This is a genomic window from Rhodococcus sp. B10 (assembly GCF_011770055.1).
In the GTDB taxonomy this organism is placed as follows: domain Bacteria; phylum Actinomycetota; class Actinomycetes; order Mycobacteriales; family Mycobacteriaceae; genus Rhodococcoides; species Rhodococcoides kyotonensis_B.
The window spans coordinates 1-26,420 of the sequence record NZ_JAAFYV010000034.1; the positions used below are offsets into that span (position 1 = coordinate 1).

Sequence of the window (26,420 nt, forward strand, 5' to 3'; positions counted from 1 at the left end):
GTCATGGGTGGGCACGAGGGGGCGGGCGTCGTGACCAAGGTGGGGCCGGAGGTGAAGACTCTGCAGGAGGGCGATCACGTCGTCCTGTCGTTCATTCCGTCGTGCGGTCACTGTCCGGCGTGCGCGAACGGGCATCAGAATCTGTGCGACCTCGGCATGGGCTTGCTCGGCGGAATGGCCATCAGCGACGGCACATTTCGCATCCAGGCGCGGGGCCGGAACGTCATCGCGATGTGTCTGCTCGGAACGTTCTCTCCGTACATGACGGTGCACGAGACGTCGGCGATCAAGATCGACGACGACATACCGTTCGACGTCGCCTCACTCGTCGGTTGTGGCGTGCCGACGGGGTGGGGCTCGGCCGTCAACGTCGCGAAGGTCGCACCGGGTGACACCGTCGTCGTCATCGGCGTCGGGGGAGTGGGCATCAGTGCGTTGCAGGGTGCCGTGCGATCGGGTGCGTCGAAGGTCGTTGCCGTGGATCCTGTTCCGTTCAAACGGGATCAAGCCCTCAAGTTCGGTGCCACCCACGTATTCCCCAGCGCCGCAGAGGCATTGATGCCGCTGATGGAACTGACAGAGGGTCGGATGGCGGAGAAGACGATCATCACCGTCGGCGAGATCAAGGGTGAGGACATCGAAGCCGCGCTGCTTCTCACGGCCAAGGCGGGCCGGTGCGTCGTCACCGGAATGGGTCGGATGGAGGACATGGACGTCAAGCTGAACTTGTTCCTGTTCACGATGCTGCAGAAGGACCTTCAGGGCGCCATTTTCGGCGGCGGAAATCCGCGACACGACATTCCGCGGCTGCTGTCGATGTACAAGAGCGGACAACTCGACCTCGACGGGATGATCACCAACACATACACCCTCGACACCATCAACACTGGCTACCAGGACATGCTCGACGGCAAGAACATCCGCGGGGTCATCGAATACACCGACGCGGATCGGTAGGCGGGCCCTCTGGGCCGCATCGATGGCCCGTGGCATCCGATAGACGGCTTTCGTGTGACATCGATGCCGTGACAGGGAACGACCCCCATTAAGGCCGGGAGTGGAGCCTGCAGGAACGACCCCCGATAGGGTTGTCGCCGTGCACAGTCTGGATTTGATTGCCGGTTGGCCCGTCGACAATGCTGCAGCCCGGGTGGTCTCGGTTGCGGGTGTCACCGACGAGTACGGCGACGTCGAGCGCGTCTTCGAACTCGCGTCGGTGACGAAGCTTCTGGTTGCGTACGCGGCGCTCGTCGCGATCGAGGAAGAGGCCGTCGAACTCGATCAACCTGCAGGTCCTGAGGGGTCGACGGTTCGGCATCTGCTGGCGCACACGTCGGGTCTCGCGTTCGGCGAGCAGAAGGTGCAGGCCGCACCGGGGGCCAAACGCATCTATTCGAGTGCAGGCTTCGAGGTGCTCGCCGACAAGATCGCGGCGGAGTCCGGTATCCCGTTCGAGACCTATCTCGACGAGGCGGTGTTCCAACCGCTTGGGATGACAAATTCGACGCTGACAGGCTCGGCTGGGCATGGCGCGCAGTCGACGGTCCGTGACCTGTCGGCGTTCGCGGCCGAACTTCTCGCTCCGCAGCTCGTCTCTCCCGACATGCTCGGGCGAGCGCGCACGGTGCAGTTCGACGGGCTGTCCGGCATTCTGCCGGGCTACGGGATGCAGAAGCCCAACGACTGGGGTCTCGGCTTCGAGTTGCGCGACTCCAAGAGCCCTCATTGGACCGGTGCGAACAATTCTCCGCGGACCTTCGGTCACTTCGGCCAGTCGGGGACATTCCTGTGGGTGGACCCTGACGCGAATCTTGCCACCGTGGTGCTCACCGATCTGGCGTTCGGAGAGTGGGCGAAGCCGCTGTGGCCCGAGCTGTCGGACGAAATTCTGCACAACAACCGCAGGTGACACGCATGAATTCACGAATGCACTAGCGCAACAGGGGTAACTCCGGGCACACTAGTGCACGCACGTGTTCTCACCGAGCATCTGCAGCCCGTGTCGAGGTCGTTGGGGAAGACGTCCCTCGTCGAAGCTGGAGGTGTTGTGGAATGCGCGCGTTGAATCAATTCGCGGACGCGACGTCGGGTGTGGTCTACATCCACTCGTCGCCTGCCGCGCTGTGCCCGCACGTGGAATGGGCGCTGTCCGATGCACTGAACTCCCGCGCGAACCTCGGTTGGTCGGCTCAGCCTGCGTCGGACGGTCAGCTGCGCGCCACCACCAACTGGGTCGGTCCTGTCGGCACCGGCGCCGCGCTCGCCGGCGTGCTCAGGGCGTGGCAGATGCTGCGGTTCGAGGTGACCGAGGACGCGAGCGAGGGCGTCGACGGAGAACGCTTCGCACACGTGCCGGGACTGGGGCTCTGGCGCGGTTCGACCAGCGCCAACGGCGACGTCATCCTGGGGGAGATGCGCCTGAAGTCGATGATCGAGGGCAACTCCGGCAACCTCGCTGCCGAGATCGAGCACGCCCTGGGGAGTGCGTGGGACGACGCGCTCGAGCCCTACCGCACCGGCGGTGGCGGTTCCGAGGTCACGTGGTTGAGCCGCACCGCGGGCTGACCTCGCCCCTGTAATATCCGCACCGCGGCACGAGAAGTGGTGCACAACAGCCGGCGATGTGGGTGGTGTCGATGTTCTCGACGGGCAAGATCATTCGTTTCGACGAACACAAGGGGTACGGCTTCGTCGCGCCCGACGCCGGGGGTGAGGACGTCTTCATCCACGTCAACGATCTGACGTTCGACAAACGACTGCTGGCACCCGGTGTGCGCGTCGAATACGTCGCTGAGGACGGCGACCGTGGGCCCAAGGCGGGTCAGGTCCGCGTCATCGAATCACCGAAACCGGTTACCCGCGCGGCCGTTCCCGCGGTGGTCCCGCCGGCCGAGACCAGCTACGACGACGTCGTGTGCGACGTCCTGTCCATCCCTGCCTTCACCGCCGAATTGACCGAGGCTCTGCTGCACTCGCACCCCGGGCTCACTGCCGAACAGGTTCTCGATGTGCGCGAGGTCGTCACCCGCATTGCACGGTCTCACAACTGGGTCGAGGGCTGACGCAGCCGGTGCTCGACCGCTACGGACGACTGTGCCCCGGTGTGATCACCGGGGCACAGTCCTGACTCGAACGTCCTTACAGCGGGATGTTCTTGTGGTCGCCGCGCAGAGCGGGAGCGGCCGCGAGCGCTTTCGCGATGATCGAACGGGTGCGTGCCGGATCGATGACCTCGTCGACGACTCCGATGGAGACGGCACGGTCGACGCCTCCCGCGATGGTCTCGTGCTCGACGGTCAAGCGGTCGTGCAGGGCTTCGCGCTCGGACTCGGGCGCGGCGGCCAGCGCCTTCTTGTGCAGAATGCCGACCGCGGCCTTGGCGCCCATGACGGCGACCTCGGAACCGGGCCACGCGTAGACAGCGGTCGCGCCGAGTGCGCGTGCGTTCATCGCGATGTAGGCGCCGCCGTAGATCTTGCGGGTCACCAGCGTCACACGCGGAACCTTCGCTTCGGCGAACGCATGTAGAAGCTTGGCTCCGCGTCGCACGACGCCTTCCCACTCCATGCTGACACCGGGTAGGTAGCCGGGAACGTCGACGACGACCACGAGCGGAATGCCGAACGCGTCGCACAGCCGGACGAAACGTGCCGACTTCTCGGCACTTTCGGAGTTGAGGCAGCCGCCGAGACGAATCGGGTTGTTCGCGATGACGCCGACGGTGCGGCCGGACAGTCGACCCAGACCGGTGACGATGCTGCGTGCCCAGCCGCCCTGGAATTCTTCGAACGTCGATTCGCCTTCGACGTTGTCCAGCAACTCGTCGATGATCGGGTGGACGTCGTAGGCGCGTCGGTTCGACTCCGGCAGCAGAGCGCGCAGGTCGGTGTCCCCGTGCTCGGCGGCGGCGATGTCGAACGTGCCCTGCTCACTGAACATCGAGACGAGGCGCCGAGCGCGGGTGAGCGCGTCGAGCTCGTCGTCGGCGACGATGTGGCAGACGCCCGACTTCTTGTAGTGGGTCTCCGGTCCGCCGAGCGACGCCATGTCGACCTGCTCGCCGGTGACGCTGCGGACGACGTCGGGACCGGTGACGAACACGCGTCCCTCGGGAGCCATGATGACGACGTCGGTCAGCGCGGGACCGTACGCGGCGCCACCGGCTGCGAAACCGAGGACGACGGAAATCTGGGGGACGAGGCCGGATGCGCGGACCATGGCCTCGAACACGAGTCCGACGGCGTGGAGCGCTTCGACGCCCTCGGCGAGGCGGGCACCACCGGAATGCCAGATTCCGACGATCGGTGCGCCGCGGTCGATCGCGGTGTCGATGGCGTCGACGATGTGGGCACACCCGTCGACACCCATTGCGCCACCCATGACGGTGGCGTCGGAGCAGTAGGCGACGGTGTGCACACCGTCGATGTCGCCGGAAGCGGCGAGAAGACCGGACTTGTCACGGTCGTGGAGAGGGACCATCGTCCCGGCGTCGAAGAGCTTCTCGAGGCGAGCGACGGGATCACGGGGATCGGTGGAACTGCCGGACCTGGTGACGGGGGACAGAATGGTCATCACGTTCTCCTTCTGCATGCCCCGAGGGGGGCGGTGCCCGGGTGGGACCTTCGAACGAAGGTCCCACCCGGGTTCGAGTACCTGCTGAGCAAGCTCGGTCGAGCAGTGAAGCCCTACCGAATCAAGCTCGACCGAAGGCGAGCGCGACGTTGTGCCCACCGAATCCGAACGAGTTGTTGATCGCGTAGTCGATCTGCGTCCTGCGGGCTTCACCCTTGACGACGTCGAGATCGATTTCGGGATCCTGATTCTCCAAATTCAGTGTGGGAGGGATGATTCCCTCGCGCACTGCCATCACCGTCAGCACCGATTCGAGGGCGCCGACGGCACCGATCGAGTGTCCGAGTGCGGACTTCGGTGCGTACACCGCTGCGTGATTTCCGACGGCCTTGTTGATCGCGAGCGCCTCGGCCGTGTCACCGATCGGTGTGGCCGTGGCGTGCGCGTTCACGTGCTTGATGTCGGACTTCTGCAGGCCTGCGTTCTCGATGGCCTTCGTCATCGCACGAGCAGCGCCCGTGCCTTCCGGATCGGGAGCCACGAGATGGAACCCGTCGGAGGTGATTCCGGCACCGAGCAGGCGAGCGTGAATCGTCGCTCCGCGCGCCTTGGCGTGCTCCTCGGTCTCGATGACCATGAGCGCACCTGCCTCGCCGAACACGAATCCGTCACGGTCCTTGTCGAACGGCCGCGACGCGCCCTTGGGGTCGTCGTTCCTGGTGCTCATCGCGCGCATCATCGAGAAGCTCGCGATCGGCACGGCGTCGATGTATCCCTCGACGCCACCGGTGACGACCATGTCGGCGTCACCCATGACGATCATTCGCCATGCGTGAGCGATGCCCTCGGAGCCCGAGGAGCACGCCGACACCGGCGTGATGACGCCGGCTTGTGCTTTCAGTTCCAGTCCCACGACCGCTGCCGGTCCGTTGGGCATGACCATCTGAACTGCGAGAGGCGACACCTTACGGTAGCCACCGGCCTTCATCTTGTCGTTGGCGTCGATGAGCGAGTCACCGCCACCGAGGCCGGTTCCGATCGACACTCCGAGACGAAGTGGATCGACCTCGGGGCTGCCCGCGTTCTTCCACACCTCACGACCGAGCACCGTGGACAGCTGCTCCACGTAGCTCAGTCGCCGAGCCTCGACCCGGCTGAGGAGGGTCGACGGGTTCACCGCGAGGTGGCCGCCGATGCGAACGGGAAGGTCGAACTCCTTCACGAAGTCGTCTTCGAGCGCAGTGATCCCGCTCTCGCCGTTCAGCAGACCCTTCCACGTGGCATCGACATCGCCCGCGATGGACGTGGTCGCAGCGAGGCTGGTGACGACGACATTCGGGAAGCGCCCGTTGTTGGTGGATGGGTTGGTCACGGTTCGACTCACTCGCCCGAGTCGTCGAGCTTGGCCTTGATCGCCTCAGCGGCTTCCGGGTTCTCCGCCTCGAGCTTCTGGATGTACGCAACGGCGTCGCCGACGGTACGCAGGCTGGCGAGATCCTCGTCGGGGATCTTGACGCCGTACTTGTCCTCGGTCTGGACTGCGATCTCGACCATGGACAGCGAGTCGATGTCGAGGTCGTCGACGAACGACTTCTCGATGGTCACCTCGGAGGGCTCGATACCCGTGACCTCCTCGATGATCTCTGCAAGTCCGGCGATGAGGTCTTCCTGGCTGGCCACTGTTGTGGCTCCCTTCTTGTCGGTATCGATCTTTTCGATGTCGGTGCGACGGGAATCGCCGCACCGAAGTTCTCGTTGACGGCGCACATCTCTCGCGAGATGACGCCCTCTTCCGTACCCGCGGCGTTCGCGCCACGGGAGGTCTGTGTCGATCAGGCCAGTTCGGCCAGAGCGGCGATGTCCTCGGGGGTCTTCAGACCGAGGTTCGGCGTTCCGCGCATCTCGCGCTTCGCGATGCCGACGAGCGTGCCTGCCGGGGGAAGCTCGGCGACCGCAGAGACGGTGTTCTCCTTCAGCGTCGCCGTGCAGAGATCCCACCTGACCGGCTTGGTGACCTGGGCGGCCAGCTTGGCGAGCGCGTCGGCGCCGGACGTCACGGGCTTGCCGTCGGAATTCGACAGCAGCGTCCGTGTGGGCTCGGACGGAGTGATCGCCGACGCGGCGGCAGCGACGGCGTCCTGCGCCGGCGCCATGAAACGAGTGTGGAATGCGCCTGCAACCGGAAGCGAACGCACGCGAGCCTTCTCCGGCGGGTTCGCAGCGAGTTCTTCGAGGGCGGTGTGCAACCCTGCTGCAACGATTTGACCTGCAGCATTGATGTTGGCGGGTTCGAGGCCGAGTTCGCCCAGTCGAGCGAGCACGGCTGCTTCGTCACCACCGAGGACCGCCGACATTCCGGTCGGCTCGAGGGCGCATGCCTTCGCCATCTCCGCGCCGCGGACGGCAGCGAGAGCGACGGCTTCGTCGGAGGTGATGACGCCTGCCACCGCGGCGGCAGCGAGCTCGCCGACTGAGTGACCTGCAACGATGGCGTCCGCGGGAACGATTCCGCGGCCGTCGGCTTCTTCGAACGCGAGGAGCGCAGCAGCGACGACGAGCGGCTGGGTGACCGAGGTGTCGGTAATCTCCTCGGCGGTTGCCGTCGTCCCGAGCCGAGCCAGATCGAGTCCCGACGCTTTGGACCAGAGAGCAATCCGGTCCGCAGCTCCGGGGAGTTCGAGCCATGGCAGGAGCATGCCGGGTGTCTGAGAGCCCTGACCGGGCGCAAGCAACGCAATCACATCGTCTAGAGAACACTGTGGCGGCCCCGTTGGCCGATGTCGCCCTCGTCAAACCTTCGGCATCCAATTTGTAGGGACCCAACAAATCGGCACGTGGTCCGGCGACATCGCCACACCCTGCCTCGGCGTTACGTCACCACTTCGCCGAATGTTACGTGTGTGATCTGTGGGGCGGGATACTGCGGTTCGTGATGCATTTGGGCTAGACGACCGACCGTTGCGGCGACACGTAATACATACGCATCACGCGATTGTGTGGGATCTCGGCCTGTGACTTCCGCTATACGTTTCAGGCGATACCGGACAGTATTTGGATGAACAAACAGCTGCCGTGCACAAGTCTCGACTGCACCTCCACAGTCGAGGTAGGCGTCGAGAGTGTCCGCCAGACCCGATCCCGCGGCGGCGAGCGGATGCACCACCTGCTCGTTCAACGCGGCGATCGCGGCCCCGTCGCCGAGGAGCGCGCGTTCGGGTAGCAACTCTCCGGCATGCACCGGGCGCGGCGCCCCGCGCCATCCCGCGACGGCCTGCATTCCCGCGAACGCCTCGACGGCGCTCGAATGCGCGGCACCGAGCGTCCGCGTCGTCGGGCCGATGACGACAGGTCCGTCGGAGAAGTTCTCGAGCATGTCCTCGAGAAAGGCGCTGCTCGTCGGGCTGTCGATCAGCTCGCCACTGACGACCATGACGAGCCGCGTGCCCTGGACGACGGCCAACGCGGCCCGATGATGTTTCTGTGCGACGGTGTGCACGGTGCCGACGACGGACACACCCTGGTTCTCCGGCGGCGTACCGACCAGGACCGTCGCAGGCGCCGTCGCGTCCCAGTTCAGCGTCGCGGCACGCGAAAGCATGTCCGAACCGGTGTCCCCGCGGACGACCGCGTCGACGACGAGAGCTTCGAGCCGGGTGTCCCATGCACCGCGTGATTCGGCGGCGCTCGCGTAGACGGACGCGGCCGCGAAACCCAGTTCTCGCCCGTATCGCAGTACCGCCTCGGTGAGCGCCACCAGCTGCTGATCGTTTCTCGCCAGCGCGGGGAGCCACTGCTCGAAGAACTCCATCGCGACGCGAACCATGTCGACCGTCTGGCGCAGAGTGAGTCGACGCGCGAGATCCTGCGGGATCACCTGGAACGCGTCGAGGCTGAAGCGGATGTCGCTCTGCGGATTCTTCAGCCACTCCAGAAAATTGTCGACGGCAGTCTGGATCAGAAGCTGAACGCTGGCCCGCTGGGCCGCGTCGAGACCCCCGAAGAACGGGAGCTGGTCCTGCATCGTCGTGACTGCTTCGGTGGACAGACGCCCCGAGAACTGCTTGACGCGCCGAAGGAGGGCGTCGGGCAGGGGATCCCGCTTGTGCCGTGACGGAGCCAAGGCCTTGACCGGCAGGTGTACCTCGTTCTCGGTGACGATCCCGTCGGACTCGACGGGGTAGCCGCCGGCGTTGGTGTGTTCGTGCGCTCCGGCGGGCTTCTTGCTGTCGACCATGTGAAAAACCTACGCCCGCCCGCCGGTGTCCGGTGACACGGACACGGGCGAGCGAGCGTCGGATATCGGTTGCGGCTACGCGGAACCGGTGTCGGCGTACGACGTCTCTGCAGCGTGGACGTCGTCGATGCGGTACTTGGCCGCAGCGTCGACCGCCTTCGACTTGTCGATCTCACCGGACTCACCGAGCGCGGTCAGCACGGCCACGACGATGGATTCGGCGTCGACGTTGAACACACGACGGGCTGCGGGACGGGTGTCGGAGAATCCGAATCCGTCGGTGCCGAGGGTGACGTAGTCGCCCGGGACCCACTGACGGATCTGGTCCGGCACGGCGCGCATCCAGTCCGACGCGGCGACGACGGGTCCTGCCGCAGCGGACAGAGCCTGCGTGACGAACGGAACCCGCTTCTCGGCACCCGGGTTGCGCAGTGCTTCCTGCTCGGCCTCGACGCCGTCGCGACGCAGTTCGCTCCACGAGGTGACCGACCAGACGCCGGAACGCACACCCCACTCGTCCTCGAGGAGTTGGCGGGCCTTGCGTGCAGAGACCAGGCCGACACCCGATGCCAGGATCTGTGCCTCGGGTCCGTCGCCCTGCTGCGGCTTCTCGAACAAGTAGATGCCCTTCAGCAGAGCATCGACGTCGAGGTCCTCGGGCTGAGCCGGCTGCTGGTACGGCTCGTTGTAGAGAGTGATGTAGTAGAAGATGTTCTCTCCACCGAATCCCTCGGTACCTTCGGTGCCGCCGTACATCCGTCGCAGACCGTCCTTGACGATGTGCGCGATCTCGTACGAGAACGCCGGGTCGTAGGCCACTGCCGCCGGGTTGGTCGCGGCGAGAAGCAGCGAATGGCCGTCGGCGTGCTGCAGACCCTCACCGGTGAGCGTCGTGCGGCCGGCCGTCGCGCCGAGGACGAAACCGCGGGCCATCTGATCGGCCGCGGCCCACAGGCCGTCGCCGGTGCGCTGGAACCCGAACATCGAGTAGAAGATGTACAGCGGGATCATCGGCTCGCCGTGCGTCGCGTACGACGTACCGACGGCGGTGAACGACGACGTCGACCCGGCCTCGTTGATGCCCTCGTGCAGGATCTGGCCGGTGGCGTTCTCCTTGTAGGCGAGCATCAACTCGGAGTCCACGGACGTGTAGAGCTGGCCGTTGCGGTTGTAGATCTTCAGCGACGGGAACCACGAGTCCATCCCGAACGTGCGCGCCTCGTCCGGGATGATCGGCACGATGCGGTGGCCGATCTCCTTGTCGCGCAACAGCTCCTTCATGACACGCACGAGCGCCATGGTGGTGGCAACTTCCTGCTTGCCGGAGCCCTTGAGCAACGTCTTGTAGGTGTCGTCCTTCGGCTGCGGCAGCGGCTTCGGGCTTGTGCGACGCTCGGGGACGAAGCCGCCGAGGTTCTTGCGCCGCTCGAGCATGTACTGGATCTCCGGCGCGTCGGGGCCCGGGTGGTAGTACGGAGGCAGGTACGGATCCTTCTCGAGCTCCTCGTCGGAGATCGGGATGTGCTGCAGGTCGCGGAACTTCTTCAGGTCGTCCAGCGTCAGCTTCTTCATCTGGTGGGTCGCGTTGCGGCCCTCGAAGCTCTTGCCGAGCGTGTAGCCCTTGATGGTGTGGGCCAGGATGACCGTCGGCTGTCCCTTGTGGGCCATCGCGGCCGCGTAGGCGGCGTGGACCTTGCGGTAGTCGTGGCCACCGCGCTTGAGGTTCCAGATGTCGTCGTCGGACAGGTCCTTGACGAGCTCCTTCGTCCGCGGGTCGCGGCCGAAGAAGTGGTCGCGAACGTAGCCGCCGTCGTTGGCCTTGTAGGTCTGGTAGTCACCGTCGGGGGTGACGTTCATGAGGTTGACCAGCGCGCCGTCCTTGTCGGCGTGCAGCAGCGAGTCCCACTCGCGTCCCCAGATGACCTTGATGACGTTCCATCCGGCGCCGCGGAAGAACGACTCCAGCTCCTGGATGATCTTGCCGTTTCCGCGGACCGGGCCGTCGAGGCGCTGCAGGTTGCAGTTGACGACGAAGGTCAGGTTGTCGAGACCTTCGGTGGCCGCGACGTGCGCGAGGCCGCGCGACTCCGGCTCGTCCATCTCGCCGTCGCCCAGGAACGCCCACACGTGCTGGTCGGAGGTGTCCTTGATGCCGCGATCGTGCAGGTAGTGGTTGAAGCGAGCCTGATAGATGGCGTTCATCGGGCCGAGGCCCATCGACACCGTCGGGAACTCCCAGAAGTCCTGCATGAGGCGCGGGTGCGGGTACGACGGCAGACCGCCTCCCTGATCGCTGTGGCTGTACTCCTGCCGGAACCCGTCCATGCGCTCGGCGGGGATGCGGCCCTCGAGGAACGCACGCGCGTAGATACCGGGGGAGGCGTGGCCCTGGATGAAGATCTGGTCGCCGCCGCCCGGGTGATCCTTGCCGCGGAAGAAGTGGTTGAAGCCGACCTCGTAGAGAGCGGCGGACGACGCGTAGGTGGAGATGTGGCCGCCGACGCCGACGCCGGGACGCTGGGCGCGGTGCACCATGATCGCGGCATTCCAGCGGATCCAGGCGCGGTAGCGACGCTCGAGTTCTTCGTCACCGGGGAACCACGGCTCGTTCTCGGTGGGGATGGTGTTGACGTAGTCCGTCGACGTCAAGGACGGGAGCGCGACGCGGCGCTCGCCGGCGCGTTCGAGCAACCGGAGCATCAGGTACCGGGCTCGGGCGGGTCCGGAGCGTTCGAGCAATCCGTCGAACGACTCGATCCACTCGTCGGTTTCCGAACTGTCGATATCGGGCAGGTACGACGCGACACCCTCGCGGATGACGCGAACCCTGCCGTCCGAGCCGGTGGGCCCGCTGGTCTTGCCGGCAGCATGTGTGGTCTGCCGTTCGTCCTTGTTCAACTCGGACAACGTGTGTACTCCTCAGTGTGGCGGACGCTCGGTGCGGCGACCGTTCCCTGTATCTCGCGCTCTGTGACGGCGAGACACGTTCATCATTTCCGGTGATCCACCTCAATCCTCCTACACATCTTCCACCGCGGTGGTACGGAGTCCCCCTACCCGCGAGTAGAAATTTATGTACGCAATTTCGGCGCGGTCCGCTTGCGCACGCGGCGAAAACACTGTTCGCTTGCACTACTTCACCCACAATGCAAGGAGGTCACCACCGTGGTCGCCGCGGCGGACGCTCAGAACTACGCTCAGAAGCTTGGAATCACCCGCGACTTGGTCGTTCAGGAACTGGGCTGGGACGAGGACACAGACGACGATCTGCGTGCCGACGTCGAGGAAGCCATCGGTGGTGAAACCCTCGACGAAGATTCGGACGAGGTGATCGACGTCGTGCTGCTGTGGTGGCGCGATGGAGACGGAGACCTGGTCGACGCCCTCATGGACGCGATCGGTCCGCTGTCGGACGACGGTTTCGTGTGGGTCCTCAGCCCCAAGACCGGCCTGCCGGGACACGTCGAACCCAGTGAGATCGCCGAGTCGGCACCGACCGCGGGTCTGACTCAGACCTCCGCGGCCAACCTGGGCGATTGGATCGGAAGCCGCCTGGTGCAGCCCAAGTCGCGCGCAGGCAAGCGCTAGACACGTCGGAACAGGAAACAGATCTGATGCCACTCGAGGTGGGCGCGCAGGCGCCTGACTTCACTCTGAAAGATCAGAACAACCAGGAAGTTTCTCTGGCGTCGTATCGCGGCGTCAAGAACGTGCTCCTGGTGTTCTACCCGCTTGCGTTCACCGGTACCTGCCAGGGCGAACTGTGCAAGGTGCGCGACGAACTGCCGAAGTACGAGAACGACGACACCGCCGTTCTCGCCATTTCGGTGGGACCTCCACCGACGCACAAGATCTGGGCGGCCGAGCAGGGGTACACGTTCCCTCTGCTGTCCGATTTCTGGCCGCACGGAGAAGTAGCCCAGGCGTACGGCGTGTTCAACGACAAGGCCGGGTTCGCCAATCGCGGCACCTTCGTCATCGACAAGGACGGCATCATCCGGTTCTCCGAGATGAAGCAGCCCGGCGAAGCGCGCGATCAGTCCGTATGGGACGACGCGCTCGCCAGCGTCTGACCTGCGGAATTGTAGATCGCGACAGGACGCGCTAAGTTTTTCCATGCGTTCCGGCGGCTTCGGTCGCCGGTACTCGGGCGTATAGCTCAGCGGTAGAGCTCTGGTTTTACACACCAGCGGTCGGGGGTTCGAACCCCTCTGCGCCCACCCTTCTTCTCATTCGGCGCAACTCAGTGCACACAATCGGCCCGGTTCGACGGAATTCCGTCGAACCGGGCCGATTCTGTGCAGTCCGTTGCGTCAGACCGCCGCCGGTGTCTTTCGCTCCGCGCGCGAACCCAGGTACGTCGTCTGGCGAACGGTCGCAAGCGTGATCAGGCCGACGATGCAAGACCCGACGACGAAGAACGCGGGGGAGACCGAGCTTCCCGTGCGGTCGATCAGCCACGTCGCGATGTACGCGGCCGTGCCGCCCGTCGCGATCGTCGCGAGATTGAACCCGAGGGCGACACCCGTCAGGCGAACGCGGGAATCGAACAGCGACGGGAACAGTGGGGCAGTCGCCGTCTGAATCAGCGGAGTTCCGAACGCGAAGAAGCCGAATGCGATGGCGGCGACGAACAATCCGTGCTCGCCCATCATCAGCATCGCCGGGTAGGCGATGACAGCCGACGCGACGAGACCGACCACCAACACCCTCTTGCTTCCGAACCTGTCGACGAACAGTCCCGCGACCGGCATCGACAACGCGACCAGAACGATGACGAGCGCAGCCGTCCACGTCACCGCGGTCTGGCTGTAGCCACCCTCGCGAACGAGGTGAATACCGATGTAGGTGAGCACCATGTAGCCGGTGGCGTTCTGTGCGACGCCGAGACCGAACACCTGCAGCACCTGCTTCGGATGTGTGCGAAGCAGTTCGCCGAGAGGCGCTTTCGCGAGTTGATCCTTCGCGGCGACCTTCTCGAATTCGGGGGAGTCCTCGATGCGGGTTCGGGTCCACAGGCAGAACAGCACGAGCGGGACGCCGAGCAGGAACGGGATGCGCCATCCCCAACTCGTCATCTGGGCATCGGACGTCAACGCCGACGTCGTCGCCACCACGATCGCGGCCAATGCGAAACCGCTGTTGCTGCCGAACGCGACGAACGACGCGCCGAGACCCTTGCGCTTCTCGCCGACCGTCTCGTAGACGTAGGTCAGCGCACCGCCGAGTTCGCCGCCGGCCGAGAAGCCCTGCACGAGACGCGCAATGACGAGCAGGACGGGTGCGAGAATTCCCGCGTTCTCGTAGGTGGGCAGGAACGCCATCAGTGCACTACCCGCTCCCATCAGCAGGACGGAGAACAGCAGTGCCCGCTTACGGCCGTGCCGATCTCCGAGCCTGCCGAAGAAGATGCCACCGATCGGTCGCATCAGATACGCCGACGCGAACACCGCGAGACTGGCCAACAGGGACGCGGTCGGATCGTCGCCGGGGAAGAACAGAGGGCTGACCACGACCGCCAGGTAGGCGTACACGGTCAGGTCGTAGTACTCGACGATGGTTCCGACGGCGGCGGCGAGAACACCGCGGCGTCGGGTCTGCTCGAGGGTGCGTGTGGTTGCCACGAACGGCTCCGGTTCTGTGTGAAGGAGATCGGTCGCGCATTCACCGGGCGCCGGTGTCCTGTGTCGTCGGCCGGCTACGGGCGAATCGGGTGTGCGCGATCACACTGTAACCCCAAACCCTGTCAAATGTGTACATGTTTGGATTCGGATGGGTTCATCCGGAGTCGGTGGTGAGCAACCACGGCCCGTGCGTCAGAGCTGCCAGTGCACCGGCTGAGAGATGATCGCGGACAGGCGCTTTCGGTAGTACCGCGCGGTGTCGTGGACGAAGTCGCTCATCGCCGCCGCCGCGGCGTCGGCGTCGCGCTCGCGCATCGCGTCGAGAACGGCCTGCTGCGCCTCGGTCGCGGCCTTACGGGTCGCGATGGGGTGCTCGTTGGGTTCGGCGTCGCGCACGAGGAGCCACAGCGTTTCCATGACGATGCGAAACGCCGGGTTACCCGCGGCTTTGTAGATCGACGTCTGGAACAGCGCGTTCTTCTCCTGGAAATTCTCGTAGTCCTCGGGCGCCTCACGCATGCTGTCGAGCGCGGCCTGCATCGTGTCGAGTTGTGCGTCCGTGATGCTGGAGGTGGCCTGCCGAGCGACGATCGGTTCGAGTGTCAGTCGGACGTCGATGACGTCGCTGATGTTCGCACCCTCGAGTTGGAGAAACAGCTTCATCGTGTTGCCGAGGGACTCGAACTTGGGCCTGCATGCGACGGGGCCGCCGCCGATTCCGGCCTTGATGGTGACCAGATCGCGGCTTTCCAGCAGACGGAGCGCTTCGCGCACCGTCGTGCGCGCGACCCCGTATTCGGCCACCATTTCCTTCTCGGTGGGCAAGCGTTGACCGGCGACGATACCGCCGCCGAGAATCTCGTCGGCGATCACGTTGGCCACGCGTTCGGACATCTTCTGGGGGCGGCCCATTCGATGGCGATGGTCTTCGGTGGTCATCTGCGAGTCCTCACGTGGTGTCGGCAATTGATTCACCTTACCGGCTACCAACGAAGCAATACGGCCAAAACCTGTACATATTTGACAGGGATTGGTTACTGTAGGGCGATCCCACCACAGGGCGGTTCTTCTGGAGGTTCGCATGCTGCCGACTCGGCTACCGGATTCGTCTCTCGCGCAGTCGTTTCGCGACGGTGGTCACTGGCAGGACAAGCCGGTCGGTCATTTCCTGACGCGGGCGGCGTCGCAGTTCCCGGATACCGTGGCCGTCGTCGACGGCGATCGCCGGTTCACGTTCGCCGACATCGACCGGGAGGCCTGCCGTCTCGCTGCTGCCATGCACGGCCGGGGAATCGGAACGGACAGCGTCGTCTCGTTCCAGCTGCCGAACTGTGCGGAAGCAGTCATCGTGTTCCAGGCCATCATGAAGCTGGGCGCGATCGCGAACCCCATCGTGCCGATCTATCGCGGTCGCGAAGTGGGGTTCATCATCGGTCAGGCGCGCAGTGCCATGGTGTTCGTACTCGGGTCGTACCGCGGCTTCGACTACGCGGCGATGTACGACGCGCTCGGCGTCCCCGGACTCGATGTCATCGTCGTCGGCGACACGTCCTGGTCCGACCTGCTGAACGAGGCGAGACCGGATGCACTGGAGGGCCTTTCGGAACCCGACCCGGACGGCGTCTGCCTGCTGCTCTACACCTCGGGCACGACCGCCGACCCGAAAGGTGCGCTGCACAGCCACAACACGGTCGTCTTCGAGAATCGGTCGATGATCGACTGGTTCGGCCTCAACGAGCGAGACGCGATCTTCAACCCGTCCCCGGTGACGCACGTGACCGGCGTCAATTGTGCTCTGACACTTCCGTTTCTGTTGGGAGCGCCCGTCGTTCTGCAGGATCTGTGGGAGCCGACGGTCGCATTGGAACGGATCGTCCGAGAGGGCGCCAGCTTCATGATCTTCTCGACACCGTTCCTGCGTGGACTGCTCGACGCCGCGGACGCCTCCGAGCAGGCGACACCGTCGATCCGCTACATCATCTGCGGTGGTGCGGACATCCCCGATTCGCTGACCGCGGCAGCGACCGAGCGTCTCGGAACGGTCGTGCGCATGTTCGGTGCGACCGAAGGGCCGTCGGTGACATGCACGGATCGGTGGGACACCGTCGAGCTTCGTACGAGAACGGACGGTAGGCCCATGGCGCCGACCGAGGTGATCGTGTCCGACGGCAACGGTGGCGTCGCGTCACCGGGTGTCGTCGGGGAGGCGCTGTGGCGTGGACCCGACACGTTCCTCGGGTATCTGGATTCGTCGCTCAACGACGCCGCGTTCACGCCCGACGGCTTCTTCCGCACGGGCGACCTCGCCACCGTCGACGAGCTCGGTGGCCTGCACATCGTCGGACGCATCAAGGACATCATCAATCGGTCCGGTGAGAAGATCAGCACACACGACGTCGAGAACCTGCTGAGCGAACACCCCGCCGTCGTGGAGGTGGCCGTCGTCGCAGGCCCCGATGTCACGACGGGCGAGCGAGGATGCGCGTTCGTCGTGACGCGCGATGCTCGCGATCTGAGCTTGACGGAGGTGTACGAATTCCTCTCCGGCCGCGACGTCGCGGTGCAGAAAATCCCGGAAAGCGTGTTCGTCGTCGACGCTCTGCCCAAGACCGCCAGCGGCAAGATTCAGAAGTTCGCGCTGCGCGACTGGACCCGCGACAGATCCGTCGTTCCGAAACAAATGGCCGGGGTGACCATCTCGGCGAGTTACGAGAAGTGAGGTGTCGAAAGTGGCAGAAGGAGTAGTCGTCACCGTTCCCGAACCGGGTATCGCGGTCGTCGAACTCGCGCACGGAAAGGTCAACGCTCTCGACTCCGCGATGTACGACGCCATCGCAGACGTGTTCGACACGCTGTCGGACGACGCCGAAGTGAAGGTAGCCGTCTTGACCGGGCGCGGCCGAATCTTCTGTGCGGGAAACGATCTGAACGAGTTCCGTGTGATGGACGCGACGAGTGGTGAAGTGCAGATGCGCCGGGTGCGGCGTGCGCTCTTCAACATGATCGATTGCGCGATCCCCGTCGTCGGCGCGATCAACGGACCGGCGTTGGGTAGCGGGTTCGGACTGACGGCAGCGTGCGACGTTGTCGTCGCATCCGAGAAGGCGACATTCGGACTCCCGGAGATGAATGTCGGCGTGTTGGGCGGTGGCCGATTCACGGCGAGAATGCTTCCGCAGCAAGCGATGCGTCGCATGTTCTTCACTGCCGAGTCCGTCGATGCCGAGACGCTGCAACGATGGGGCGCTCCGATCGAGGTCGCGTCGCACGACGAGTATTTCGAGCTCGCGATGCAGCGTGCTCGAACCATCGCCGCCAAGAGCCGCTACGCGATCACGCTGGCCAAGCAATCGTTGAACGGCTGCGAGCCGCTCGATCTCAAGCGCGGATACGAACTGGAACAGACGTTCACCGTTCGTCTATCGGAACACCCCGATTCGAAGACTGCAGTCGAAACGAGAATGGCGCAGATGGCAGGAAAGGCGCGGACATGACGTCGACGATCGAGAACACCGACATCGGACTGGGCGAGTTCGACGCCACGTGCACGGCGTGGCTCTCCGAACATCTCGAACGTAGAACGAGCGAAACCGCCGAAAAGCCCTCCTACGCAATCTTCCACAACCACAGCGAATCCGAGGAACGCGCGCTCATCGAGGCGGCCAAGACGTGGCAGTCGACGCGCGTCGACGCCGGGTTCGGCGCGATCACGTGGTCTCCCGAATGGGGCGGTCCTGGTCTCTCGGCGAGCCACGAACGCATCTACGTGTCCCGCGAGCGTGAGTTCCGTGCGCCGGAGCGACACGAAACCGTCCTGGTGACAGTCGAACTGGTGGCTCCCACCGTTCACCTCCTCGGTACCGAGGATCAGCGTCGACGGTTCGTGACGCCGTTCCTCCGTGCCGACGAGCTGTGTTGTCAGTTGTTCTCCGAACCGGGAGCGGGGTCGGATCTCGCCGGCTTGTCGACGAAGGCAGTGCGCACCGGTGACAGCTGGATCATCGACGGCCAGAAGGTATGGAGTTCCGGGGCGCAGTTCTCGGAGTGGGGGCTGTTGATTGCCCGCAGCGACACGTCGGTCGCGAAACACCGTGGTATGACGGCATTCCTGGTTCCGATGGACGCGCCGGGAGTCGAGGTACGACCCATCCGGCAGATGTCCGGTGGCTCGACGTTCAACGAGGTGTTCTTCACCGGTGTCGAGCTGCCCGATTCCATGAGGCTGGGCGACGTCGGCCAGGGATGGAACGTTGCGCTGACGACGCTCGGCTTCGAACGAAATTCGAGTGCGGGAATCGTCAGCGCCGGTGGGAGTGGAACCGATCTGCTCCGCTTGGCGCGACGTCTTGGCATCGACGGCGACCCGCTGGTTCGGCAGAAGTTGGCGAATGTCGCGGTGTACGAACGCGCGTCGGCGCTGATGGTCGCGCGCTACGCCGAACGTGAACTGGCGGGTCATGTCCCCGGTGTCGAAGGATCGATCGGCAAGCTGGTCTGGACACAGAACCTCAAACGCATCGGCGACGCGGCCGCGAGCTTCCTCGGACCGAAAGTCCTCGCGGACAACGGAGAAGCGGACACGTTCGCGTGGACCGAGCATCTTCTCGGCGCACCCGGCTATCGCATCGCCGGAGGATCCGACGAAATTCAACGCAACATCATCGGCGAACGTGGGCTCGGACTGCCCAGGGAACCACGGTAGGGGCTCGCATCATGACACTCGACATGACCGTCGAACAGAACGAAATTCGCGACAGCCTGCGCGGGGTGCTCGCGCGCCCAGGAGACGCATGGGCTTCGCTGGTGAATCTCGGCATGACCGAAATTCCTTTCCCGGAGAGCATGGGTGGTGCGGGATACGGCGCGAAGGATCTGTCCGTCGTGACCGCCGAACTAGGCCGGGCAATGACGGTGGCGCCGTACCTGTCGTCGATCGTGCTTGCCGGGTCGACGTTGCTCGAATGCGCTACCGACGATGCCTGTGCGGAGTATGTCCCGGCGATCGCGGCGGGATCGACCACCGCAGCGCTTGTCACCGGCTATCCGTTCTCGGTGTCGAACATCGACGCGCACGCGAACGGGCGACAGTTGACACTGAACGGACGTCAGGACTTCGTCGTCGACGGCGCGGAGGCAGACCTTCTGGTCGTCGTCGCGAACGGACAGGCTGGTCCCGAGCTGGCCGTGGTCGACGGGACTGCACCGGGAGTGACGCGAACGCCCATGGAGGCGTTGGACTTCACACGCGCGCTGACGCGCGTGGAGTTCGCGGACGTGGAGGCGTCTCGGGTCGGAGGGAGCGATCTGCGGTCCGGTCTCGAGCGAGCGCAGGCACTCGCGCTGGCGGCTGTCGCGTCGGAACAGGTGGGAGCGGCGCGCGCCTGTCTCGACATGTCCGTCGACTACGCGAAGACGCGTCAGCAGTTCGGCCGTCCGATCGGGTCGTTCCAGTCGATCAAACATCGTTTGTCCGACATGTCGATCGCGATCGAACTGGCGGAAGCCGCAGTCCTGGACGCTGCCGACGCCGCCACGGATCGAGACACCGCAGCGTTCGTCACCGCCGTCTCGACGGCGCGGGTCCTGGCAACGACGGCGTCGGTGTTCGCGGCCGAGGAGTCGATTCAGATCCACGGCGGGATCGGCTTCACCTGGGAGCATCCGCTGCACACCTATTTCCGGCGCGCGAAGACGAACGAACTGCTGTTCGGGACCGTCGAGTCACATCTCGAGGTGGTGGCTTCCGGCTTGTAGACACCTAGCCCGCAGTCGAGCCCGCGATCCGCTCGGACAGCCGAGCGGCGGTGTCGACGAATCTCTTCCGGCCGAGGGTCTCGAACACCGAGTCCTTCGACAACATCGACGACGCGAACACCTCGATCTGCGCGATCAGCGCGACCGCGATCACTCCGGCTTCGGCGGCCGACAGCTTGCCGCGAATCTTGCGGGCAGCGCTCGACAGGATCGGAATCAGTGCGACGGTGTTCTCTCGACGAAGCGCCTCGACGAGCAGGCTCGACCCGCGCGCACTCACGAAATACACGACTGCCCGGGTTCGGTTGTCCTCCAACCAGCGCCCCAGCGACGGGACCAGGGTGTCCAGTGAACCGTGGGGAATGCTCTCCTCGGCGGTGATGCGACCGACTTCGCCGATGTACGCCGCCGAGAACTCACGCAGTCCCTCCAGGAGAATCTCTTCGCGAGACGGGTAGTGGTAGTAGATAGCGGCCGACGTCATTCCTGCTGCGCTCGCGATGTCGGCGACCGTCACGTCGGTGACAGCCCCGGTCGCGAACAGATCGAATGCGGTCTCGACGATGACGCCGCGCCGTGACGGCCGGTGTGCTGGTCTTCTCTGTGTTGTCGACATTCGCCCTCCTCGAATTTCGGTCATGCAAGACTAGAGGCTCGGCGACCGAAGGGTGGGGGAAGCTGTGACTGTGAGCGCGCAGAAGATCAAGAAGTCGAAACCGAAGAGCGTGACGGAAGAATCGGGCAACGGAGCCGGCAACGGGTCGGCGGACGGGAAACCGTCGGCTCATCGGCCGTCACGTCGGCAGGACATCGTCGATGCGGCGATCCGAGTCTTCGCGGCGAAGAGTTTCCCCGAGGCGAGCATTCAGGACGTCGCTGCCGAAGCCGACGTCGTGCCGTCCGCCGTCTACTACCACTTCAGCGGTAAGGACGAACTGTTCGAACTCGCCATGCGACGGGTGATGGACATGGTCAACGAGGTCGTCGATCAGGTCCGGTCCGAAGAAGACCCCGAGGACGTTCCCTCGTTGGAGGCAGTCACGCTCGCGGTGTGGCACTGGGTCGAAGCGCATCCCGACGAATCTCGGCTCATGCACTACCACCTACCCGGTGCGACGGCCGAGACGGCGACGCTGCGACGCGACTTCGAGGGCATACACGTGCAGCGAGCCTTCGACTACCTGTTACCCGCGGCGGTCCCGTCGACGAAACGGGGAGCCGCGGTCGCACACGCCTCCCACACGCTGGCGATACGCACGCTGATCGAACTCCTGATGACCATTCACGCGCTGCGCATGGACGAGGGCCCGTTGTCGCGCCACGCGTCGAAGACGTTGAGCCGCGCGGTCGTCGACGTCGGGGAACGCATCGTAGTCACCGACTGACGTCGGCCGTTCACCCCGCGAGTGCCTGTGTCGCAAGGGAGAGGGCGAGTGCGGTCATCACGGCGGCGATCGAGCCGTCGAGCACTCGCCACGCACCCGGCTTCGCGAACACGGGACGCAGGATCCGAGCGCCGTACCCGAGTCCGACGAACCACACGATGCTGGCAGCGGCGGCGCCGACCCCGAACCACAGGCGAGCCGTGTCGTAACTCGATGCAATGGAACCGAGCAGCACGAGTGTGTCCAGGTACACGTGCGGGTTGAGCCAGGTCAACGCCAGTGCGGTGACCACTGCAGCCCAGATGTGCGGTGCGTGCCCGTCGGCCTCCGCGACGAGCGTCGCCGGCCGTATCGCACGGCGAACGGACAGCAGTGCGTACGCGAGCAGGAACGCGGCGCCGCCCCAGTAGGCGACGGTCGCCCACGCCGGGGCGGCGTCCAGCAGAGCACCCGCACCCGCGACGCCTGCGGCGATGAGCACCAGGTCGGACAGCGCGCACACCGCCACGACCGGCAGGACGTGTGCCCGAGCGATTCCCTGACGGAGAACGAACGCATTCTGCGCTCCGATCGCCACGATCAGCGACAGCCCGAAAGCGAAACCGGCGAACACGGGCGCGGCGGAAAACGACATGCGTCGACGTTAGAGCAGCTTCGAGAAACAGTACAGCGAATGTTTCTGGCCCAGCGTTAGCATTGCTTATGTCGCCCTTCGATCTGCCGCAACTGGACGCCCTTGCTGCCGCCGTGGACGAGGGATCGTTCGACGCGGCCGCGCGACGCCTGCACGTGACACCGTCGGCCATCAGCCAGCGAGTCAAGGCGTTCGAGACCGCGGCGGGAGTCGTCCTGGTGCAGCGCTCCAAACCGATTCGGATCACCGAAGCGGGGCAGCCGTACCTGCGATTGGCACGCCAGATTCGATCTCTCGTCGCCGACATGCACGAGCTCGGCGAAGCCGCCGCGGTCCCGACCGTTCCGATCGCCGTCAACGGCGACTCTCTCAACACCTGGGTGCTGCCTGCGCTTGCCACACTGTCGGACCGCATGGACTTCGACGTGCGCCGCGAGGACCAGGATCACTCGGCGGAATCGTTGCGGCAGGGCGTTGTCATGGCCGCAGTCACGACGTCGGGCGAACCGGTGCAGGGATGTTCGGTCTCGCCGCTCGGCATCATGCGGTATCGCCCGATGTGCTCGCCCGACTTTCGGGACAGGTGGTTCGACGAATCGACGTCGGCCGGGATCGCCCGTGCTCCGATGATCGTCTTCGACAGGTCCGACGACCTGCAGGATCGTTATCTGAAGCGCTACGGGCACACGCGCATCGACAACCGGAGGCATCACGTGCCGGCGTCCGCGGACTTCGTCGAAGCCGTCCGGCTCGGCATCGGCTGGGCAGTACTGCCGAGACAGCAGAGCGACCGACTCGAGCGAACGGGAGAATTGATCGACATGGCCCCGGGCACGGGCGTCGACGTCACCCTTCACTGGCAGCGATGGAGTGTGCGCACGGAGGCCCTCGATGCCCTGACTTCCGCCATCCAGGCGGCCGCGTCCATGGCTTTGACCTGATGAGAGCGTGTCCTACGCCGATCAAACATTCTTCAGGTCGTTAATCTTCCGAAAAACAAGTCTTTGGTATAAGTTCTTCGTGACAGAAGAAGTCCACGCGGTTTGTTGTTCCTCACATGCTGCGTGACCGTCGTGGCAGCGCGGTGTCCGAGAATTCAGGCCCGTCGTCCCCATTCCGAGTCGAAGCGAGTCCGGATCAGTGGTCGAAACAGTAACGGAACCCCCTTCCCGGGATGCGGCCGTGCGACGCCGAACGCTTGCTGCGTGGCCGCTCCGAGCCAAGGTCGCAGCCGTCGTCGCACTCCCGTTGGTGCTGGCCATGGGCTTCGGTGCAGTACGCGTGCAGTCCGAACTGGCTGCCGCAGCCGACCTGTCCGCGGCCGCCGACAACGCACGGATCGTCGAACCGATCCTGCGTCTCGACGCCGTGGTCGGTGCCGACGCAGTCGCAGGTAGGGCGCTGGACCCGGCCGGATTCGACAGTGCCGTCGACACCGTCAGGTCGGTCGTGCAATCGACGGTCGGCTCCGGTTCGGACGTGCAGCAACGTCTCGACCGATCCATCGAGGCCGCCGTCGCCATGCGGGAACGGCTCGTAGGGGAATTCGTGCCGCCGATCGAACGGGCGGACGCCGCCACCGCGGTCACGACGGGTCTGGCAGGTGTCGTCTCCGCCGCGCTCGACGTCGAGAACGCCGAGGTGCGTTCGGCGATCGACGGCGTCACCGTTGCCATGGCCGGGCGCCGAGCCGCGCAGACACAGCAGTTGCTGGTGTCGATCCTCGATCCCGACGTACTGGCGTCGGCCAACCGGACAGCGGGTCGCGAATCCGCCGACATCGACGCGCTCGCAGCGGTTCTCGGCGACGATGCGACGACCGTCGCCGGACTCCGTGCCGAACTCGACAGCCGAATTCGGATGTACGGGTCCGCTGCGGCCGGGGCGCCGACCAATCCGTTCCTGTCGGCCGCCCGCTCTGCCGAGCTGTACACGGCGGCACTGGGCGAATTCTCCGACACTCTCGGATCGTCGTTGTCCGCAGCGGCACTCGACAGGCGCTCGGTCGCACTGCGCGACGCCGCGGTCGTTCTCGGCGCGGTGTTGATCGCGTTGGTTCTGGCGTTGCTCGTCGCGCGGTCGCTCGTGGCTCCCCTCCGGCGACTGCGCCTCGGTGCGCTGTCCGTCGCCCACCGCGAGCTACCGGAGGAGATCGAGCAGATTCGCGGCGGCGGCCGAACGCCCGACATCACGCCCGTTCCGGTGCACACCGGTGAGGAGATCGGGCAACTCGCTCGGGCCGTCGACGCGATTCACGAAGAGGCCCTGCAGCTGGCAGGCGAGCAGGCGCGGCTGCGGGTTCAGGTCGGAAACATGTTCGAGACGCTGTCCCGCCGGTCCAGATCGCTCGTGGACCAGCAGTTGGCGCTCATCGAGGAACTCGAACGCGACGAAGACGATCCGCGTCGACTGGACAGCCTGTTCCGTCTCGATCACCTCGCGACGAGGATGCGTCGTAACGGCGCCAACCTGATGGTTCTCGCCGGGACTCAGTCCCGTCGGCCTCACAGCGACCAGCCGGTAGCGCTGGACGCGGTGCTGAGCGCCGCAGTGTCCGAGGTCGAGGACTACCGCCGCGTGCAGATGCTCGACGTGCCCGACGCCGCGCTCACGGCCGCGTCGGCAGCGGACATCGTCCACCTCGTCGCGGAAGTGATCGACAACGCCCTGCGGTACTCACCTCCGGACAGTGCAGTCGCCGTGACCGGTGCGCGCGCCATCGAAGGCGGAATCCTCCTCGAAGTCGCCGATCGTGGCCTCGGCATGCCACCCGCAGATCTGGAGGAGACCAACAACCGGTTGGCAGTCGGCGGCGAGGTGACACCCGAAACTGCCCGTCGCATGGGTCTTTTCGTGGTGGGTCGGCTGGCCCACCGGCACGGCGTCACCGTGCGGTTGCGGCCCACCCAGGTGCAGGGCGGGTCGTCCGGCGTGACCGTCAGCATGCACATTCCCGTCGGGCTGGTCGTGACTTCCTTCCCGACTTCCGAGCGTCATGCACGACCCACGCCGCGAACGTCGTCGGTGATGTCGGTGCCTGTTGCGGTGACGCCGGAGACACACGACCTGCCGGAGTCTCAGAACGAATCGGTCCTCGAAAGCACTGCGCCCGCCCCGACCGCGCCCGGTCGTGTCAATGGAGTGGCGCACGAATTTCAGCCGGGGAAGCTGCCGAGGCGTCGACCAGGAGCCAGCGGAGTCGACGCGGAGACGTCGCCTGCGTCGTCGGATGCGGGCGACGCACCCGATCGTCGCGCGCAGGGCCCGTCGAATACGGCCGCGTTCTTCGGGGCCCGCCCGGCCGTGCACGCGGCCAGAGCCGACCTCGATTCGGACACACCGATTCCGCCACCACCGGATCCCTTGTCGCCGCGGCCTCAGCAGATGCCGATCTACCAGCGAATGGTCTCCGAGTGGCTGGTGGATCCTGCGACCGGGCATGGGCGTTCGCGGTCGTGGACGACGCCTGCCGATTCGGGATGGGCAGCGGCACGCCACGCCACCGACAGTGCCGTCGGGCAGCGGACGGACGCCGGGCTGCCTGCGCGGCGACCGGGAGCACGACTCGTACCCGGCGCGGTCGATCGGCGAACACCCGAGGGCGGCTCGAACGGTCACGGCCCGCAGGACCGGATTCCGACGCGATCACCGGAGGCCGTCCGCGACAAGCTGACCAGCCACTTCACGGGCGTTCGCACCGGCCGCGCCGAGGACGTCACAGGTCGACACAGAACGGAAGAGGACGAATGAACCATCCCATCGCATCGACGCCCGACCGGTCACTCGACTGGCTGGTCTCGAACTTCGCGCGGGATATCGTGGGGGTCGCGCACGCGGTGTTGGTATCGGCCGACGGTCTGCTCATGGCCGCCAGCGAACAGCTGCCCCGAGAGCGTGCCGAGCAATTGGCCGCGGTCACTTCGGGTTTGGCGAGTCTGTCGTCGGGCGCGGCCAGGTTGTTCGACGGAGGCCCGGTCTTGCAGTCCATCGTCGAGATGGAGAACGGCTACCTTCTGCTCATGAGTGTCGGCGACGGTTCGCACCTCGCGTCGCTCACTGCGTCGACGTGCGATATAGGCCAGGTCGGATACGAGATGGCAGTGCTCGTCGACCGTGTCGGCAGCATGATCGAGCCGTCCGCTCGGATGCGAGATCGGTGATGAATCGTGGACACGACCGATAACGACCTCGAATCGGCGACGGCTGCATCGGAATTC

At 65.3% G+C, this 26,420-nt stretch carries 24 protein-coding genes and 1 tRNA gene; 15 read left to right on the forward strand and 10 right to left on the reverse strand.

The window, feature by feature from the left end:
- The 4 genes from RhoFasB10_RS20190 to RhoFasB10_RS20205 form a co-directional block, all read left to right on the forward strand.
- The coding region (locus RhoFasB10_RS20190; protein WP_167678246.1) for an NDMA-dependent alcohol dehydrogenase at positions 1–957 on the forward strand (957 nt) is incomplete at its 5' end.
- Positions 958–1,096: 139 nt separating this feature from the next.
- On the forward strand, positions 1,097–1,909 hold the full coding sequence (locus RhoFasB10_RS20195; protein ID WP_167678248.1) for a serine hydrolase domain-containing protein: 813 nt from the start codon (positions 1,097–1,099) through the stop codon (positions 1,907–1,909).
- Between the two features lie 143 nt (positions 1,910–2,052).
- Positions 2,053–2,565 carry a DUF3145 domain-containing protein gene (locus RhoFasB10_RS20200; protein WP_068420492.1) on the forward strand — a complete coding sequence of 171 codons (513 nt, stop codon included), beginning with the start codon at positions 2,053–2,055 and terminating at the stop codon, positions 2,563–2,565.
- 71 nt (positions 2,566–2,636) lie between these two features.
- On the forward strand, positions 2,637–3,062 hold the full coding sequence (locus RhoFasB10_RS20205) for a cold shock domain-containing protein (protein ID WP_167678250.1): 426 nt from the start codon (positions 2,637–2,639) through the stop codon (positions 3,060–3,062).
- 76 nt (positions 3,063–3,138) lie between these two features.
- On the opposite strand, the gene RhoFasB10_RS20210 is transcribed toward RhoFasB10_RS20205, so the two are convergent.
- The 6 genes from RhoFasB10_RS20210 to aceE form a co-directional block, all read right to left on the reverse strand.
- Complete coding sequence (locus RhoFasB10_RS20210; protein WP_068420917.1) at positions 3,139–4,572, reverse strand: carboxyl transferase domain-containing protein; 1,434 nt, start codon at positions 4,570–4,572, stop codon at positions 3,139–3,141.
- Positions 4,573–4,693: 121 nt separating this feature from the next.
- Entirely contained in the window at positions 4,694–5,944 is a 1,251-nt protein-coding gene (locus RhoFasB10_RS20215; protein WP_068420921.1) for a KasA/KasB family beta-ketoacyl-ACP synthase, read from the reverse strand.
- An 8-nt stretch (positions 5,945–5,952) separates the two neighbouring features.
- A complete protein-coding gene (acpM, locus tag RhoFasB10_RS20220; protein ID WP_068420919.1) occupies positions 5,953–6,252 on the reverse strand; it encodes a meromycolate extension acyl carrier protein AcpM in 300 nt (99 codons plus the stop codon).
- 152 nt (positions 6,253–6,404) lie between these two features.
- The gene (locus RhoFasB10_RS20225) at positions 6,405–7,313 is read right to left on the reverse strand and encodes an ACP S-malonyltransferase (protein WP_068420493.1); all 909 of its coding nucleotides are present in this window, start codon (positions 7,311–7,313) and stop codon (positions 6,405–6,407) included.
- A 128-nt stretch (positions 7,314–7,441) separates the two neighbouring features.
- Positions 7,442–8,806, reverse strand: a complete 1,365-nt coding sequence (locus RhoFasB10_RS20230) for a helix-turn-helix domain-containing protein (RefSeq protein WP_068420496.1) — start codon at positions 8,804–8,806, stop codon at positions 7,442–7,444.
- Positions 8,807–8,881: 75 nt separating this feature from the next.
- On the reverse strand, positions 8,882–11,704 hold the full coding sequence (gene aceE / locus RhoFasB10_RS20235; RefSeq protein WP_240931332.1) for a pyruvate dehydrogenase (acetyl-transferring), homodimeric type: 2,823 nt from the start codon (positions 11,702–11,704) through the stop codon (positions 8,882–8,884).
- 267 nt (positions 11,705–11,971) lie between these two features.
- On the opposite strand from aceE, the gene RhoFasB10_RS20240 reads away from it, so the two are divergent.
- The 3 genes from RhoFasB10_RS20240 (at position 11,972) to RhoFasB10_RS20250 (ending at position 13,026) form a co-directional block, all read left to right on the forward strand.
- On the forward strand, positions 11,972–12,394 hold the full coding sequence (locus RhoFasB10_RS20240; protein ID WP_068420499.1) for a DUF3052 domain-containing protein: 423 nt from the start codon (positions 11,972–11,974) through the stop codon (positions 12,392–12,394).
- A 26-nt stretch (positions 12,395–12,420) separates the two neighbouring features.
- The gene (locus RhoFasB10_RS20245; protein ID WP_068420500.1) at positions 12,421–12,879 is read left to right on the forward strand and encodes a peroxiredoxin; all 459 of its coding nucleotides are present in this window, start codon (positions 12,421–12,423) and stop codon (positions 12,877–12,879) included.
- Between the two features lie 75 nt (positions 12,880–12,954).
- Positions 12,955–13,026, forward strand: a tRNA-Val gene (locus tag RhoFasB10_RS20250).
- A gap of 93 nt (positions 13,027–13,119) precedes the next feature.
- On the opposite strand, the gene RhoFasB10_RS20255 is transcribed toward RhoFasB10_RS20250, so the two are convergent.
- Both RhoFasB10_RS20255 and RhoFasB10_RS20260 read right to left on the reverse strand, forming a co-directional pair.
- Positions 13,120–14,430, reverse strand: coding sequence for an MFS transporter (locus tag RhoFasB10_RS20255; RefSeq protein ID WP_068420501.1), 1,311 nt, complete (start codon positions 14,428–14,430; stop codon positions 13,120–13,122).
- Between the two features lie 192 nt (positions 14,431–14,622).
- Positions 14,623–15,369, reverse strand: coding sequence for an FCD domain-containing protein (locus tag RhoFasB10_RS20260; RefSeq protein ID WP_068420922.1), 747 nt, complete (start codon positions 15,367–15,369; stop codon positions 14,623–14,625).
- A gap of 142 nt (positions 15,370–15,511) precedes the next feature.
- Between RhoFasB10_RS20260 and RhoFasB10_RS20265 the strand changes: the two genes are divergently transcribed.
- Genes RhoFasB10_RS20265 through RhoFasB10_RS20280 form a run of 4 tightly spaced genes read left to right on the forward strand, consistent with a single transcriptional unit; the run spans position 15,512 to position 20,184 of the window.
- Positions 15,512–17,149 carry an AMP-binding protein gene (locus RhoFasB10_RS20265; protein WP_167678253.1) on the forward strand — a complete coding sequence of 546 codons (1,638 nt, stop codon included), beginning with the start codon at positions 15,512–15,514 and terminating at the stop codon, positions 17,147–17,149.
- A gap of 10 nt (positions 17,150–17,159) precedes the next feature.
- Positions 17,160–17,924 (forward strand): enoyl-CoA hydratase-related protein, encoded by a 765-nt coding sequence (locus RhoFasB10_RS20270; RefSeq protein WP_068420505.1) that lies wholly within the window; start codon positions 17,160–17,162, stop codon positions 17,922–17,924.
- Positions 17,921–19,132, forward strand: a complete 1,212-nt coding sequence (locus tag RhoFasB10_RS20275; protein ID WP_068420507.1) for an acyl-CoA dehydrogenase family protein — start codon at positions 17,921–17,923, stop codon at positions 19,130–19,132. Before RhoFasB10_RS20270 ends, RhoFasB10_RS20275 begins: the two co-directional genes overlap by 4 nt.
- Before the next feature lie 11 nt (positions 19,133–19,143).
- Entirely contained in the window at positions 19,144–20,184 is a 1,041-nt protein-coding gene (locus tag RhoFasB10_RS20280) for an acyl-CoA dehydrogenase family protein (RefSeq protein WP_068420508.1), read from the forward strand.
- A 4-nt stretch (positions 20,185–20,188) separates the two neighbouring features.
- Here the strand turns inward: RhoFasB10_RS20280 and RhoFasB10_RS20285 are convergent, their stop codons facing one another.
- Positions 20,189–20,800, reverse strand: a complete 612-nt coding sequence (locus tag RhoFasB10_RS20285; RefSeq protein ID WP_068420509.1) for a TetR/AcrR family transcriptional regulator — start codon at positions 20,798–20,800, stop codon at positions 20,189–20,191.
- Between the two features lie 64 nt (positions 20,801–20,864).
- Between RhoFasB10_RS20285 and RhoFasB10_RS20290 the strand changes: the two genes are divergently transcribed.
- Positions 20,865–21,569 (forward strand): TetR/AcrR family transcriptional regulator, encoded by a 705-nt coding sequence (locus tag RhoFasB10_RS20290; RefSeq protein WP_254303356.1) that lies wholly within the window; start codon positions 20,865–20,867, stop codon positions 21,567–21,569.
- A 10-nt stretch (positions 21,570–21,579) separates the two neighbouring features.
- On the opposite strand, the gene RhoFasB10_RS20295 is transcribed toward RhoFasB10_RS20290, so the two are convergent.
- Entirely contained in the window at positions 21,580–22,203 is a 624-nt protein-coding gene (locus RhoFasB10_RS20295; RefSeq protein ID WP_068420510.1) for a LysE/ArgO family amino acid transporter, read from the reverse strand.
- A 68-nt stretch (positions 22,204–22,271) separates the two neighbouring features.
- On the opposite strand from RhoFasB10_RS20295, the gene RhoFasB10_RS20300 reads away from it, so the two are divergent.
- From RhoFasB10_RS20300 to RhoFasB10_RS20310, 3 genes are all read left to right on the forward strand, one after another.
- Positions 22,272–23,144, forward strand: coding sequence for a LysR family transcriptional regulator ArgP (locus RhoFasB10_RS20300; protein WP_068420512.1), 873 nt, complete (start codon positions 22,272–22,274; stop codon positions 23,142–23,144).
- A 241-nt stretch (positions 23,145–23,385) separates the two neighbouring features.
- Positions 23,386–25,953, forward strand: a complete 2,568-nt coding sequence (locus tag RhoFasB10_RS20305; RefSeq protein ID WP_308115261.1) for an ATP-binding protein — start codon at positions 23,386–23,388, stop codon at positions 25,951–25,953.
- Entirely contained in the window at positions 25,950–26,363 is a 414-nt protein-coding gene (locus tag RhoFasB10_RS20310; RefSeq protein ID WP_068420515.1) for a roadblock/LC7 domain-containing protein, read from the forward strand. Before RhoFasB10_RS20305 ends, RhoFasB10_RS20310 begins: the two co-directional genes overlap by 4 nt.
- The last annotated feature ends 57 nt before the right edge of the window (positions 26,364–26,420 follow it).

What these genes read in the sequence shown, in the direction of transcription:
- RhoFasB10_RS20275 (WP_068420507.1), top strand. Translation starts at nt 17,921, where the DNA reads ATGACGTCGACGATCGAGAACACCGACATCGGACTGGGCGAGTTCGAC.
- RhoFasB10_RS20205 (WP_167678250.1), top strand. Translation starts at nt 2,637, where the DNA reads ATGTTCTCGACGGGCAAGATCATTCGTTTCGACGAACACAAGGGGTAC.
- RhoFasB10_RS20280 (WP_068420508.1), top strand. Translation starts at nt 19,144, where the DNA reads ATGACACTCGACATGACCGTCGAACAGAACGAAATTCGCGACAGCCTG.
- RhoFasB10_RS20230 (WP_068420496.1), bottom strand. Translation starts at nt 8,806, where the DNA reads ATGGTCGACAGCAAGAAGCCCGCCGGAGCGCACGAACACACCAACGCC.
- RhoFasB10_RS20295 (WP_068420510.1), bottom strand. Translation starts at nt 22,203, where the DNA reads ATGTCGTTTTCCGCCGCGCCCGTGTTCGCCGGTTTCGCTTTCGGGCTG.
- RhoFasB10_RS20265 (WP_167678253.1), top strand. Translation starts at nt 15,512, where the DNA reads ATGCTGCCGACTCGGCTACCGGATTCGTCTCTCGCGCAGTCGTTTCGC.
- RhoFasB10_RS20300 (WP_068420512.1), top strand. Translation starts at nt 22,272, where the DNA reads ATGTCGCCCTTCGATCTGCCGCAACTGGACGCCCTTGCTGCCGCCGTG.
- RhoFasB10_RS20210 (WP_068420917.1), bottom strand. Translation starts at nt 4,572, where the DNA reads ATGACCATTCTGTCCCCCGTCACCAGGTCCGGCAGTTCCACCGATCCC.
- RhoFasB10_RS20200 (WP_068420492.1), top strand. Translation starts at nt 2,053, where the DNA reads ATGCGCGCGTTGAATCAATTCGCGGACGCGACGTCGGGTGTGGTCTAC.
- RhoFasB10_RS20260 (WP_068420922.1), bottom strand. Translation starts at nt 15,369, where the DNA reads ATGACCACCGAAGACCATCGCCATCGAATGGGCCGCCCCCAGAAGATG.
- RhoFasB10_RS20310 (WP_068420515.1), top strand. Translation starts at nt 25,950, where the DNA reads ATGAACCATCCCATCGCATCGACGCCCGACCGGTCACTCGACTGGCTG.
- RhoFasB10_RS20245 (WP_068420500.1), top strand. Translation starts at nt 12,421, where the DNA reads ATGCCACTCGAGGTGGGCGCGCAGGCGCCTGACTTCACTCTGAAAGAT.
- RhoFasB10_RS20285 (WP_068420509.1), bottom strand. Translation starts at nt 20,800, where the DNA reads ATGTCGACAACACAGAGAAGACCAGCACACCGGCCGTCACGGCGCGGC.